Source organism: Oxalobacteraceae sp. CFBP 8761 (assembly GCA_014841595.1).
In the GTDB taxonomy this organism is placed as follows: Bacteria; Pseudomonadota; Gammaproteobacteria; order Burkholderiales; family Burkholderiaceae_D; genus Telluria.
The window spans coordinates 110,114-123,559 of the sequence record JACYUE010000003.1; the positions used below are offsets into that span (position 1 = coordinate 110,114).

At 64.4% G+C, this 13,446-nt stretch carries 10 protein-coding genes; 9 read left to right on the forward strand and 1 reads right to left on the reverse strand.

Translation table 11 applies throughout. The features are described from left to right. Positions 1–393: 393 nt before the first annotated feature. Positions 394–1,425, reverse strand: a complete 1,032-nt coding sequence (locus IFU00_18460; GenBank protein MBD8544263.1) for a response regulator — start codon at positions 1,423–1,425, stop codon at positions 394–396. Between the two features lie 359 nt (positions 1,426–1,784). Between IFU00_18460 and IFU00_18465 the strand changes: the two genes are divergently transcribed. The 9 genes from IFU00_18465 to IFU00_18505 all read left to right on the forward strand — a co-directional run bounded on the left by IFU00_18465 (position 1,785) and on the right by IFU00_18505 (position 13,312). Continuing rightward, a complete protein-coding gene (locus IFU00_18465; protein MBD8544264.1) occupies positions 1,785–3,047 on the forward strand; it encodes a carbohydrate ABC transporter substrate-binding protein in 1,263 nt (420 codons plus the stop codon). A gap of 4 nt (positions 3,048–3,051) precedes the next feature. Next, positions 3,052–3,945 carry a sugar ABC transporter permease gene (locus IFU00_18470; GenBank protein MBD8544265.1) on the forward strand — a complete coding sequence of 298 codons (894 nt, stop codon included), beginning with the start codon at positions 3,052–3,054 and terminating at the stop codon, positions 3,943–3,945. Beyond that, on the forward strand, positions 3,942–4,772 hold the full coding sequence (locus IFU00_18475) for a carbohydrate ABC transporter permease (GenBank protein MBD8544266.1): 831 nt from the start codon (positions 3,942–3,944) through the stop codon (positions 4,770–4,772). Before IFU00_18470 ends, IFU00_18475 begins: the two co-directional genes overlap by 4 nt. 5 nt (positions 4,773–4,777) lie before the next feature. Next, a complete protein-coding gene (locus IFU00_18480; GenBank protein MBD8544267.1) occupies positions 4,778–5,839 on the forward strand; it encodes an ABC transporter ATP-binding protein in 1,062 nt (353 codons plus the stop codon). 60 nt (positions 5,840–5,899) lie between these two features. Next, complete coding sequence (locus IFU00_18485) at positions 5,900–6,952, forward strand: LacI family DNA-binding transcriptional regulator (protein ID MBD8544268.1); 1,053 nt, start codon at positions 5,900–5,902, stop codon at positions 6,950–6,952. 132 nt (positions 6,953–7,084) lie between these two features. Then, a complete protein-coding gene (locus IFU00_18490) occupies positions 7,085–8,449 on the forward strand; it encodes a beta-glucosidase (protein MBD8544269.1) in 1,365 nt (454 codons plus the stop codon). Between the two features lie 45 nt (positions 8,450–8,494). Continuing rightward, positions 8,495–11,014: an exo 1,3/1,4-beta-D-glucan glucohydrolase gene (locus tag IFU00_18495; protein ID MBD8544270.1), complete on the forward strand. Its 2,520-nt coding sequence runs from the start codon at positions 8,495–8,497 to the stop codon at positions 11,012–11,014. Further along, on the forward strand, positions 11,011–11,994 hold the full coding sequence (locus IFU00_18500; protein MBD8544271.1) for a glucokinase: 984 nt from the start codon (positions 11,011–11,013) through the stop codon (positions 11,992–11,994). Before IFU00_18495 ends, IFU00_18500 begins: the two co-directional genes overlap by 4 nt. 10 nt (positions 11,995–12,004) lie before the next feature. After that, positions 12,005–13,312, forward strand: coding sequence for a sugar MFS transporter (locus IFU00_18505; GenBank protein MBD8544272.1), 1,308 nt, complete (start codon positions 12,005–12,007; stop codon positions 13,310–13,312). Positions 13,313–13,446 lie beyond the last annotated feature (134 nt).

A 13,446-nucleotide genomic window follows, 5' to 3' on the forward strand; every position in this document is an offset into this window, starting at 1 on the left:
TGACACCGACCGACAGGCCGATTTTATGTTCGTGAAACCAGAGCGTTTTTAGGAACTTGTCAAATTAAAAGAAACATCAGAAAGCCGGCACGAAACAAATGCTCGGCGTTCCCAATGAATTTCCAACAGGGGCAGATTTTGGATAGACGCTGCGATTGCAGCAGATACGAAAAGGCACTTGTGGCATCAATGTCCCAGCGCGTGAATGTCAGCGGTGACGATGCCCCAAGCTTATCTCAATTTCTAACGGGAAAGTTTCACGTCGACATCATCAGCCTGGCGCGCTGTAGCAAAAGTCCGACAAATGCGGTTCAGTGTTGGACGTTATCCTCGTGTGGCTTTCAGTAGCGACCACGCCATGTGTCTCGTCACCATGTTCAAAAAAGCCAGCCTTCAGCGTGTGCTTTTTTTCTGGATCATCCCCGACGCACCGTCCAGTTCGCCATCGCGCGCGTCCCACGTCTGCTGTATGTCGAGCAACTCCGGCAGCGTCCTGTGAAACACCGCCACCAGCGCCGGATCGAAATCCGTCCCTGAGCGGCCATCCACATAGGCCACGATTTTGTCGACAGGCCAGGCTTCCTTGTATGGGCGCTTGATGCTCAGGGCATCGAACACATCGGCGAGCGCCACCAGGCGCGCTGATTGGGGGATGGCCTCGCCGGCCAGGCCGGCCGGATAGCCGCTGCCATCCCACTTTTCGTGGTGATACAACGCCACCTCGGCGGCGAGCTGGAACACCTGCGCGGCGCTTTTGCTCAGAATGTCGTAGCCGATCTGCGGATGGGTTTTCATGATGGCCCACTCGGCGTCGTCCAGTGGACCGGGTTTGCGCAGGATGGCCTGGGGAATGCCTATCTTGCCGGTGTCATGCATCGGCGCCGCCAGTTCGAGCTGCTCGCTGTCTTCGGCGCTCCACCCTGCTCCTTTGGCGAGCGCCTTTGCGTAGGCAGCCATGCGCCAGATATGCGCACCGGTATCGGTATCGTTGAAATGCCCCGCCTGGCCCAGCATCGAGATCGCTTCGCGGTAACTCCTGGCCAGCAGTTCGGCCCGCACCTGGGATAAATGGCTGGCGACGCGCGCACGCACGATCGGCGGCGACACGGGTTTCGTGATGTAGTCGACCCCGCCAGCAAAGAATCCGGCGGCTTCATTCACGGGGTCGGCGTATGCCGTCACGAAGATGACCTGGATGGTCCCGGTGGTATCGCTCTGCTTGATTTTCAGGCAGAGGTCGTAGCCGTTGATGTCTGGCAGGCCGATGTCCAGCAACACCATGGCCGGGCGATGCTTGTGGAGCGCCGCCATTGTTTCGGCGCCGTTGCGGGCAAACACCAGCGTGTAGTCATCGCTGAGCACCTTGCGCATCATGGCCAGGTTCGCGGGCTCATCATCGACAAGTAAAATGACCGGGCGACTCATGGGCGGCTACCATGCGCAATGGTCAGCGCGATTGATGTTGGGCGGACGTGGCAGGCAAACAGGCCTGCCCGATCAACATAGGTCCCGAGGTATCGTACACGTGGAAATATTTTCGAATTTCTCAACATGCCTCCGAAGCGTCATGCAACCGCCAGGTGCGGCAATCACCTTTTTCGCCGCTTGAAAGATTAACTATTACTCTACACGAGGAAGAAAACCATGTGCGTTTTTTCCGCTTCGATCGCTGCCTGAATCGGCAAGTTTAGTTTGACCGTCAATTGACCCGATGCTATAGTCGGGCAAAGCCAATGGTAACGTTTCCAACGTGCCAAAAAAACATGGCACTGAACGGAGACAAGATGGTCAAATTCCGCAACCTGGCAGCAGCCTGCGCATGGTTGTGCGCCGCTGCAGGTGCGCTGAGTATCGTGCTCGGTAGCGCGCCAGCCAGTGCGGCCGCACCGAAAGCAGAAGTCATCCACTGGTGGACCTCCGGCGGCGAATCGAACGCCGTCAAGCAGGTCGCCCAGGCGTTTCGCAATGCCGGCGGCGTGTGGGTCGACAGCGCCATCGCGGGCGGCGACCAGTCGCGCGCCGTCACCATCAACCGCATCATCGGTGGCAACCCGCCGACCGCTGCGCAGTTCAACACCTCCAGGCAGTTCACCGACGTCATCGAGCAAAATATGCTCAACAACGTCGACGCCGTCGCCAAGGCGCAGGACTGGGACCGCATCCTGCCCGAGCCGCTGATCGACGTCATCAAGCACGATGGCCACTACTACGCGGTACCGCTCAATATCCACATGCAGACGTGGATCTGGTACTCGAAAGCCGCTTTCAAGAAGGCCGGCATCACGCGCGAACCGGCGAGCATGCCGGAACTCTTCACCGCGCTCGACAAGCTCAAGGCCGCAGGTCTGATCCCGCTGGCCCACGGCGGCCAGTCGTGGCAGGAAACCGTGCTGTTCTCGGCATTACTCGCCAATATCGGCGGACGCGATCTGTACCTGAAAGTGATCCGTGACCGTGACCAGGCCACGATCCTCTCGCCCGCGTTTCGCGACGTGCTGCTGGCCTTCAAGCGCATGAAGTCGTACGTCGATCCGGGCGCACCGGGGCGCAACTGGAACGACGCGACCGCGCTGGTCATCAGTGGCCGTGCGGGCTTCCAGGTAATGGGCGACTGGGCCAAGGGCGAATTTACCAATGCCGGCCAGCTGCCCGGAAAGCACTATGGCTGCATCGCCGGCCTCAAGCCCGACACGCCGTACCTGATGCAGGGCGACGTCTTCGTTTTCCCGCGCACAGACAAGCCGGACGCCATCAAGGCCCAGCAACTGCTGGCGCAAGTCGTCTCACAGCCCGCATTGCAGATCGCGTTCAGCAAGCTGAAAGGCTCGATCCCCGTGCGCCTGGATGCCCAGTCCAATGAGCTCGACCTGTGCGCGCAAAAGGGCGTTGCCATCATCAAGGACCGCTCGCGCCAAGTCGGCGTGACCGAGGTCTATCTGACGCCCGACCAGAACGGGGCAATGCAGGACATCCTGACCGCGTACTGGAATATGGACACGCGCGTCGAGAAGGTCCAGCGCAGCATTGCCCGCGCCCTCAAATACTGACGCCATGCACGCACCCCGACTCTCCCGGCACCTCAGTCCCCATATCGCCCTGCTGCCAATGGCGCTGACGGTGCTGCTGGCTTACGTCGGCGGCGCGCTGTGGACCCTGCGCACGTCGTTCACCGCCTCGCGCACCTTCCCGTCCGATAAGTTCATCGGCGTGGCGCAGTACGTGCGCCTGTTCGACAACGAGCGCTGGCTGCTCTCGCTGCATAACCTGGCCGTCTACGGCGCGGTATTCATCGTCGCCTGCATGGTCATCGGTTTTTTGCTGGCCGTGTTCATCGACCAGAACGTCAAGGGTGAAGGCCTGCTGCGCACCGTGTTCCTGTACCCGTATGCGATGTCGTTCATCGCCACGGGCCTCGTGTGGCAATGGCTGCTGGCGCCCGGCAGCGGCATCGAAGGGGCCGTGCGCCAGCTGGGCTTCCCCGGTTTTTCGTTCGACTGGATCGTGCACCAGGACCTGGTGATCTACACCGTCGTCATCGCCACCGTATGGCAGGCTTCGGGCCTGGTCATGGCGCTGATGCTGGCCGGCCTGCGCGGCATCGATCCCGAGATTTACAAGGCTGCGCGCCTGGATGGCATTCCGGCCTGGCGCGTGTACCTGCAGATCGTGCTGCCGATGCTCGGCCCCACCGTGGCGACCGTATTCCTGCTGCTCTCGACCGCGGTCGTCAAGCTGTTCGACGCCGTCGTCGCAATGACGCAGGGCGGCCCCGGCATCGCCAGCGAAGTGCCGGCCAAGTTCATCATGGACCATCTGTTCCTGCGCTCGAACATTGGCCTGGCGTCGGCCGGCGCCGTGACGCTGCTGGTGCCGGTGCTGGCCCTGCTCGCGCCATATGCCTATGCGCGCAGCCGCCGCGCGCGCCTGAGCGGAGGGCACGCATGACAGCGCGACTCTCGCCGGCCCGCATCGGCATCTACGCTTTTTTGCTGAGCGCCGCGCTGTTCTTTTTGCTGCCCCTGTACGTCATGGTCATCACGTCCTTCAAGCCAATGGACGAGATCAGGATGGGCAATGTGTTCGCCCTGCCCGGCGTGGCCACGCTCGATCCATGGCGCGCAGCCTGGGGCGCGGTCAGCCAGGGTTTCTGGAACTCGGTGGCAATCGCCGTCCCCAGCACCGTGATCCCGATCCTGCTCGGCGCGATCAATGGCTACGCGCTGTCGTTCTGGCGCCCGCGTGGCGCGAACCTGCTGTTCGGCGTGCTGCTGGCCGGCGCCTTCATTCCGGTGCAGGTGATGATTTATCCGCTGGTGTGGATGATGGCGCATGCCGGCGTCTTTGGCTCGCTGCCGGCGATCGTCGTCGTGCACGTCATCTTCGGCATGCCGCTCATGACGCTGCTGTTCCGGAATTACTATGCGTCCGTGCCGCACGAGTTGTTCCAGGCCGCGCGCATCGATGGCGGCGGCTTCTGGCGCATCTTCCTGCAGGTGATGCTGCCGATGTCGCTGCCGATCATCGTGGTGGCTGCGATCATGCAGGTCACGGGTGTCTGGAACGATTACATCCTGGGCCTGGTGTTCGCTGGCCGCGAGAACCTGCCGATGACAGTGCAGCTCAATAACGTGATCAACACCACTACCGGCACCCGCATGTACAACGTGAACATGGCCGCCACCATCCTGACGGCCGCCGTGCCGCTGGTGATCTACTTCATCTCCGGACGCTGGTTCGTGCGCGGTATCGCCGCCGGCGCCGTGAAAGGCTGACCCTCATGTCGAATGTCCATCTGCGCAAACTGTGCATCACCCGCGGCAATAACGAGATCATCCGCGACCTCGATCTGGAAATCGCACCGGGCGAATTCCTCGTGCTTCTCGGCCCATCGGGCTGCGGCAAGTCCACGCTGCTACACAGCATCGCGGGGCTGATCGATGTCTCGGGCGGCGCCATCGAAATCGGCGGGCGCGACATGAGCCACGCCGATCCAAGCGAGCGCGGGATCGGCATGGTGTTCCAGTCGTACGCGCTGTATCCGACGATGACGGTTGAGAAGAACATGTCGTTCGGCCTGCGCATCGCCGGCACGCCGAAGGCCGAAGTGACGCGCCGCGTGCGCCACACGGCCGAGATGCTGCAGCTTGGCGCCCTGCTCGATCGCAAGCCGGCGCAGCTCTCGGGTGGCCAGCGCCAGCGTGTGGCGATCGGGCGCGCCTTGGTGCGCGAAGCGGGCGTGTACCTGTTCGACGAGCCGCTGTCGAACCTGGACGCCAAGCTGCGCGCCGAACTGCGGCGCGAACTCAAGCTGCTGCACCAGCGCCTGGGTTCAACGATGATCTATGTGACGCACGACCAGGCCGAGGCGATGACGCTGGCCACGCGCATCGTCGTGATGCAGGGTGGCCGCATCCAGCAGATCGGTACCCCGGCCGAGGTCTACGACACGCCGGCAAACCGCTTCGTGGCAGGCTTTCTCGGTTCGCCCTCGATGAATTTTATTGACGGCAGCATCGATGCGGCCGGGCGCTTCAGCGCCGGAGGCGTCAGGCTGCAGCTCGCGGGCCCCGTTGCGGCAGGCGCCGTGACGCTGGCCGCGCGCCCCGAACATCTCCGGATCGACGGGCATGGCGCGCTGCAGGCCAGCGTCACGCTGGTCGAACCGATGGGCAATCACCAGGTGGTGTGGCTCGACTGCGCCGGCCAGGTCTTGTCCGCCATCGTGCACGATGCGCGGCCGCTGGCAGCCGGTCAATCCGTGCGCTTTGCGATCGATGCGCAGCGGGTGTCGTTGTTCGATGGCTCCACCGGCAATCGGCTGCAATCAGGGATGCCATAGTCAGATGAATACAGTATGCTTGGCGGCTATTTTGATCCACTCATCGAACAGGAATCGCACGTGGCGACAATCAAGGACGTAGCGCGGCTGGCCGGCGTCGGTCTCGGCACCGCCTCGCGCGTGGTCAGCGGCAAAGGCTCGGTCTCGCCCGCCACGCTCGAACGCGTGCGCAAGGCGATCGACGAGCTGGGTTTCCGCCCGTCGCACGCGGCGCGCGCCCTGCTGTCGGGCACCAGCCGGATGGTCGGTGTGTATATCCCGGTGTTGTCGGGCACCTTCTACACGCCCATCCTGCAGATCATCGATACCGAACTGCGCGCCGCCGGCCTGCACATGGTGGTGGCCTTTGGCGTGGGCCTGGGCGACGCGCGCAACCAGGCCATCGAAGGCATCGAATTTTTGATCGAGCGCGGCTGCGATGGCCTGATCATGATGACCAGCGCGCTGACCGATGACGACATCGCCGCGCTGGGCGCCAAACGCCGCACGATCGTCTCGCTCAACCACGATTTCACCGACCTGCTCGGCCAGTGCTTCACGGTCGACCACGCGCAGGGCGGGCGCCTTGCGGCGCGCGCGCTGCTCGATCATGGCCACCGCGACATCGCCGTCATCGCCGGCCCGAATGCGCTGGTCGACAACGTGGCGCGTGTCGATGGCTTCATGCACGAACTGCTGGCCGAAGGCCTCGATACCGACAAGGTCTGGATCGCCGAAAGCGACTTCTCGCCGCAGGGCGGCTGGCTGGCGGCCAAGGCGCTGGTCGAATCGAAAACGCCGTGCACGGCGCTGTTCTGCGCCAACGACGAGATGGCGGTCGGCGCGCTGTCGTACTTCCAGGAAGCCGGGATCAGCGTGCCGCGCGACCTGTCGGTGATCGGCTACGACGACACGCCCAGCGCCGAATTCGCGGCGCCGCGCCTGACGTCGGTGCACATGCCGTGGCGCGAGATGACGCTGGCCGGCATCAACGCCCTGCTCAATCGCTGCTATGACCTGAGCCGCCCGGTGGCGCGCACGCTTCCCGTCAGCGTGACGATGCGCGCATCGCTGGCCAGGGCCGCTGGCAGCAAGGCCAAGCCCAAAGCCAAACACGAGGGCAAGAAAACATGACATCGCTGGCCCAGCCAGCACCGGCCGCGCGCGGCCATTTTTTTGGACACGAACTGGAAAGCTTTCCAAATGACTTGGATGTTTTCCTGAAAATTTTCAATCAGACCTTATTGACCAGATAGAGCGAAACCCATGACCACTGCCAACCGCCCCGAGCCACAAGCGCCGCAGCGCAGCGATTTTGCCCGCGATTTTTTGTGGGGCTGCGCCACATCGTCCTACCAGATCGAAGGCGCCGGCCGCGACGACGGCCGCGTGGAATCGATCTGGGACCGCTTTGCCGCCACGCCCGGTACGATCCGTGACGGCTCCAATGGCCTGGTCGCCTGCGACCATTACCACCGCTGGCCGGAAGACTTCGACATCGCGCGCGGCATGGGCCTGAACGCCTACCGCTTCTCGATCGCCTGGCCGCGCATCTATAGCGAAGGCGGCGGCGCGCCGAACCAGAAGGGCCTGGACTTCTATTCGCGTCTGGTCGACGGCATGCTCGAACGCGGCCTGCAGCCATGGGCCACGCTGTACCACTGGGACTTGCCGCAAACGTTGCAGGACGCGGGCGGCTGGGAACACCGGGCGACGATCGACGCCTTCCTTGACTACACCGACGCCATGACGCGCACGCTCGGCGACCGCGTCAAGCACTGGATCACCCACAACGAGCCATGGTGCACGGCGATCATCGGCAACTTCGAAGGCTGGCATGCGCCCGGCAAGACCGACCTGAAGGCCGCGCTGCAGGTCGCGCACAATGTGCTCGTCTCGCACGGCAAGGCGGTGCCGCTGATCCGCGCGAATGTGCCGGATGCGCAGGTCGGCATGGCCGTCAGCCTGCACCCGCTGCGCGCGGCAAGCGACAGCGCCGAGGACATCGCGGCAAAGGAACGCCACGACGGCCTGCGCTATCGCTGGTTCCTCGATCCGCTGTTCGGCCGTGGCTATCCTGAAGACACGCTCGCGCAGGTCGGCGCTGCAGCGCCCGACGTCGCGCCGGGCGACATGGAGGCCATCGCGGTCAAGACCGATTTCATGGGCGTGAATTACTACTTTCCTGAAACCGTCGCGCATGCCGCCGGGCACGCGCCGCTGGACACCAAGGTGCTGCCACCCACCGATGGCGAAATCACCGCGATGGGCTGGCCCGTGGTGCCCGAAGGCCTGGCCGAACTCCTGCTGCGCATCGAGAACGACTACCACCCGGGCCCGATGTACGTGACCGAAAACGGTTCGGCGTTTGACGACGTGATAGGCGCCGACGGCGAGATCGACGATGTACAGCGCCGCCACTACCTGATGCGCCACCTGGCCTCGCTCAAGGCCGCGATCGACGGCGGCGCGCCAGTCAAGGGTTACTTCGCCTGGAGCCTGCTCGACAACTTCGAATGGGCCGAAGGCTATCTGAAGCGTTTCGGCCTGGTGCACATCGATTACGCTACGCAGCAACGCCGCCTCAAGAGCAGCGGCAAATGGTACGGCGCGTTCCTGCGCCAGGCATGAATTCCTATGCATGAATCCATACAACGACAACGAACGAGACAAACCATGACAGCCACGCTTCGCCCTTCCCTGCTCGCCCTTGCGATCGCCCTTGCCTTGCCCGCCTTCGCGCATGCCGCCCCGGTCGACACCAACCTGGCCGACTGGCCGCGCGTGACCAGCGCGATCAAGAAGGATGCCGCGCTCGAGAAGCGCGTCCAAGAGATCGTCAGCAAGATGACGCTGGCCCAGAAGATCGGCCAGATGACGCAGCCCGAAATCAAGACCGCCACGCCAGCCGACGTGACCAAATACTATCTGGGCTCGGTGCTCAATGGCGGCGGCAGCTGGCCGAACGGGAACAAGGCGGCCAGCGCGAAGGAATGGCTGGCGCTGGCGCAGGCGTACCACGACGCATCGATGAAGACCGACATGGCGATCAAGGTGCCGGTCGTGTGGGGCACCGACGCGGTCCATGGCCACAACAACGTGCCGGGCGCCACGCTGTTCCCGCACAATATCGGACTGGGCGCGGCGCGCAATCCGAAGCTGATGCGCGAGATTGGCGCGGCCACGGCAAAAGCCGTGCGCGCGACCGGCATCGCCTGGGTGTTCGGCCCGACGCTGGCCGTCGTGCGCGACGATCGCTGGGGCCGCACCTATGAAAGCTATGCCGAGCATCCGGAAGTCGTGCGCAGCTACGCGGGCGAATACGTACGCGGCATGCAGGGTGCCTTCAAGGACGATGCCAACACGATCGCCACCGCCAAGCACTTCATCGGCGACGGCGGCACCAAGAACGGCAAGGACCGTGGCGTGACCGAGGCCAGCGCCGTTGACCTGATCAACATCCATGGCGCCGGCTATGCACCGGCCCTGAGCGCAGGCGCCCAGACGGTCATGACGTCGTTCAACAGCTGGACCGACACAGCGGCCGGCGTTGAGCATGGCAAGCTGCATGGCAGCAAAGTGGCGATCACCGACATCCTCAAGAACAAGATGGGCTTCGACGGCTTTGTCGTCACCGACTGGAACGGCATCGGCGAAGTGAAAGGCTGCCGCAACGACAGCTGCGCCCAGGCGGTCAACGCCGGCAACGACATGTTCATGGTGCCGGACGACTGGAAGGCCTTCATCGCCAACACGATCAAGCAGGTCGAGTCGGGCGAAATCCCGATGGCGCGCATCGACGACGCCGTGACCCGCATCATCCGCGTCAAGCTGCGCGCCGGCCTGTTCGACAAGAGCCCGGCCCAGAATGCGTATGCCGGCAAGGACGATGCGATGCAGGCACGCGCGCTGGCGCGCCAGGCCGTGCGCGAGTCGCTCGTGCTGCTCAAGAACGAAGGCCCGGCCCTGCCCCTGAAGCGCGGCCAGAAAATCCTCGTCGTGGGCAAGAGCGCCGACGAGCTGTCGAACCAGAGCGGCGGCTGGTCGATCACGTGGCAGGGCACCGCCACCACGAATGCCGATTTCAAGAACGCCGACACGATCCTGACCGGCATTCGCGACGCGGCAGGCAGCGACAATGTCCGCTTCAGCGTTGACGCGAAAGACGTCGACGTGACGCAGTTCGACGCAGTCATTGCCGTGATCGGCGAGCGTCCGTATGCGGAAGGCGATGGCGACATCCACCCATCCGGCACGCTGCGCCACAGCAGCCGCTATCCGGAAGACCTGGCGGTACTGCAGGCGGTGGCCGGCAAGGGCAAACCCGTGATTACCGTGATGGTCACGGGCCGGCCGGTGTACGGCAACGACCTGCTGAATCTGTCGGACACCTTCATCTCGGCCTGGTTGCCGGGCTCCGAGGGCAAGGGCGTGTCGGACCTGTTGATCGCAGGCGGCAAGCGCTACGACTTCCGCGGCACGCTGCCGTTCTCGTGGCCCAAGTCGGCCTGCCAGGTCAAGCTCAATGTCGGCGACAAGGCGTATGCACCGCTGTTCGCCTATGGCTACGGCCTGAAGGCGGGCACGCGCTCCAGGCTCGGCAAGCTCGATGAGACGATCCCGCAAGGCGGCTGCAGCGCCGGCAATACCTTCCCCGTGTTCAGCCAGGCCGACCGTACCAGCTTCCCGCTGGCGATCCGCAGCGGCGGGCAAACCACGGTGCTGGGCGCCGACCTGAATGCGAGCTTCACGCTGCCGGGCATCGTCGTGACGACCGCGCAGGTCAACACCCAGCAGGATGCCAAGATGGGCGCCTGGACCGGGCCAGCCACGCTCGAAGCACGCGGTGCGCGCGCCATGGTCGTGCCGGCAGCGGCGGCGAAGGATGGCGCGCTGCGCTTTGACACCATGGTCGCCAAGGCACCCACCGGCAAGGTGATGCTCGCGATGCGCCAGGGTGCGAACGACACCGCGCTGGACGCCACGAGCCTGTTCAAGCGCCTGGCCGATGGCGGCAAGCACACCGTCTCGATCCCACTCGCCTGCTTCCAGGCCAAGGGGATTGATCTGGCCAGGGTCGATACGCCGTTCAGCGTAACCAGCGACGGCCCGTTCACCGCTGCCTTCGCGAACATCGAGATCGCCGGTGGCGCTGCGAAAGAGGCCGACGCCGTGCGCTGCGAGGACCTGAAATGACGGCAGAGGTGACGCACGGCCTGCACCTGCTGGCCGACATCGGCGGCACCAATGCGCGCTTCGCGCTGCAGTCCGATCCGGCTGGCGGCTTCGATGATGTCGACGTGCTGACCGGCGCCAGCTACCCGACGCTGGGTGATGCGATCCGCGCCTACCTCGACGGCGCGCGTGCGCGCGGGATGGCAGTCGACAGCGTGCGCCATGCGGCGCTGGCGATTGCCAATCCGGTCGAGGGCGACGAGATCCGGATGACCAACCATCACTGGGCCTTTTCGATCGAGGCGCTGCGACAGGAACTGGGACTGACCACGCTCCTGATGGTCAACGACTTCGCAGCGCTGGCGATGGCGCTGCCGCACCTGCCGCCGGCCGGGCGCCAGCGCATCGGTGGCGGCATCGAGCTGCCTAACCGGACCATCGGCCTGATCGGCCCGGGCACGGGCCTGGGTGTCTCGGGCGTCGTCCCGGCCGGCGGGCGCTGGATTGCGCTGTCGGGCGAAGGCGGCCACGTGAGCTTCGCGCCGGTCAACCGCGATGAGGTGGCGATCCTGGAGGCGCTGTGGAGCGAGTACGGCCACGTCTCGGCCGAGCGCCTGTTGTCGGGCATGGGACTGGAGCTGATCCACTGGGCGCGCACCAGCCGGCGCATGAAGGCAGCCGACATCACCACGGCGGCCCTCGATGGGTCATGTCTCGAGTGCCAGGGCTCAGTGCGGGTGTTCTGCGCCATCCTGGGCAGCGTGGCCGGCAATGTCGCGCTCACACTCGGGGCGACCGGCGGCATGTATATCGGCGGCGGCATCGTGCCGCGCCTGGGCGTGCTGTTCGAGCAATCGGCGTTTCGCGCGCGCTTCGAAGACAAGGGCCGCCTGGGTGATTATCTGGCGCGCATACCGACCTACTTGATTACTGAACAATATCCCGCCTTGCGCGGTGTTTCGGCTATGCTGTCGGATCAAATTTTTAGTCTGCACCAATAACGGAGAGACCATGCAGAATCCCATCCAGACCCCGACCGTGGCCAGTGCAGCGACGGACGGCGAACGCAATACGCATACCGGGGCGCTGTTCATCGTCACCATCCTGTTCTTCATGTGGGGCCTGATCACGTCACTCAACGACGTCCTGATCCCGCACCTGAAATCGATCTACACCCTCACCTACATGCAGGCGATGCTGGTGCAGCTGTGCTTCTTCGGCGCCTACGTCGTCGTCTCGCTGCCGGCCGGCGCGCTGATCCGCCGCCTCGGCTACCAGAACGGCGCCGTCGCCGGCCTGCTGGTCGCCGCTACCGGCTGCGCGCTGTTCTATCCGGCGTCGAACGGCGGCTACGGCCTGTTCCTGTTCGCGCTGTTCGTGCTGGCCAGCGGGATCACGATCCTGCAGGTCGCCGCCAACCCGTACGTTACCGTCCTTGGCCCTGCGCGCACCGCCGCCAGCCGCCTGACGCTCACGCAGGCTTTCAACTCGCTCGGCACCACGGTGGCGCCGGCGCTGGGCGGCTTCCTGATCCTGTCGACGGTGGCACTGTCGGCCGACCAGCTGGCGTTGCTGCCGGAAGCCGATCGGATCGCGCACCGCGCGGCCGAAGCAGCTGCCGTGCAGGGCCCGTACCTGGGCCTGGCCGCGGCGCTCGCGCTGCTGGCCGTGCTGTTCGCACTGGCGCGCCTGCCGAAGATCGCGTTCCAGGACACCACCACCGCTGCCGTCGACGGCAAGGGCGGCGCGATGGCCTACCGCCACCTGGTGCTCGGCGCGCTGGGCATCTTCCTGTACGTGGGCGCTGAAGTCAGTATCGGCAGCTTCCTGATCAACTTCATCGGCGAGCCGCACATCGCAGCGCTGTCGCACGCCGACGCAGCCAGCTACGTCAGCCTGTACTGGGGCGGCGCGCTGGTGGGCCGCTTCATCGGCTTTGGTGTGATGCGCTACGTCAGCCCTGGCAAGTCGCTGGCCGTGACCGCGCTGGGTTCGATGGCGCTGGTGCTCACCGCGATCTTTACCGATGGCAGCCTGGCGATGTGGGCAATCATCGCCGTGGGCCTGTGCAACTCGATCATGTTCCCGACCATCTTCAGCATGGCGCTGCACGGCCTGGGCAAGTTCACGGGCCAGGGTTCGGGCATCCTGTGCATGGCCATCGTCGGCGGCGCGATCGTCCCGTTCATCCAGGGCATCCTGGCCGACAGCATCGGCCTGCAGATCTCGTTCCTGGTGCCGGCGGCCTGCTACCTGTTCATCCTGTACTACGGCGTGAAGTACGCCGATCTGCACAAGCAGAAGGTGGGGACGGAATAAACGTCGCCGTCATCAACGAAAATGCCCGCACGCGATGCGGGCATTTTTTTGGGCACAGCCGGGGTCAGGTCTGACATTCGGACACGAACTCAGCCTTAGCCACTTCCAATGGCGCCTTGCCCGAATTGGCATAG

Coding starts and splice junctions, on each gene's coding strand:
- IFU00_18500 (MBD8544271.1), top strand. CDS start 11,011: ATGACGGCAGAGGTGACGCACGGCCTGCACCTGCTGGCCGACATCGGC.
- IFU00_18490 (MBD8544269.1), top strand. CDS start 7,085: ATGACCACTGCCAACCGCCCCGAGCCACAAGCGCCGCAGCGCAGCGAT.
- IFU00_18465 (MBD8544264.1), top strand. CDS start 1,785: ATGGTCAAATTCCGCAACCTGGCAGCAGCCTGCGCATGGTTGTGCGCC.
- IFU00_18460 (MBD8544263.1), bottom strand. CDS start 1,425: ATGAGTCGCCCGGTCATTTTACTTGTCGATGATGAGCCCGCGAACCTG.
- IFU00_18470 (MBD8544265.1), top strand. CDS start 3,052: ATGCACGCACCCCGACTCTCCCGGCACCTCAGTCCCCATATCGCCCTG.
- IFU00_18505 (MBD8544272.1), top strand. CDS start 12,005: ATGCAGAATCCCATCCAGACCCCGACCGTGGCCAGTGCAGCGACGGAC.
- IFU00_18495 (MBD8544270.1), top strand. CDS start 8,495: ATGACAGCCACGCTTCGCCCTTCCCTGCTCGCCCTTGCGATCGCCCTT.
- IFU00_18480 (MBD8544267.1), top strand. CDS start 4,778: ATGTCGAATGTCCATCTGCGCAAACTGTGCATCACCCGCGGCAATAAC.
- IFU00_18475 (MBD8544266.1), top strand. CDS start 3,942: ATGACAGCGCGACTCTCGCCGGCCCGCATCGGCATCTACGCTTTTTTG.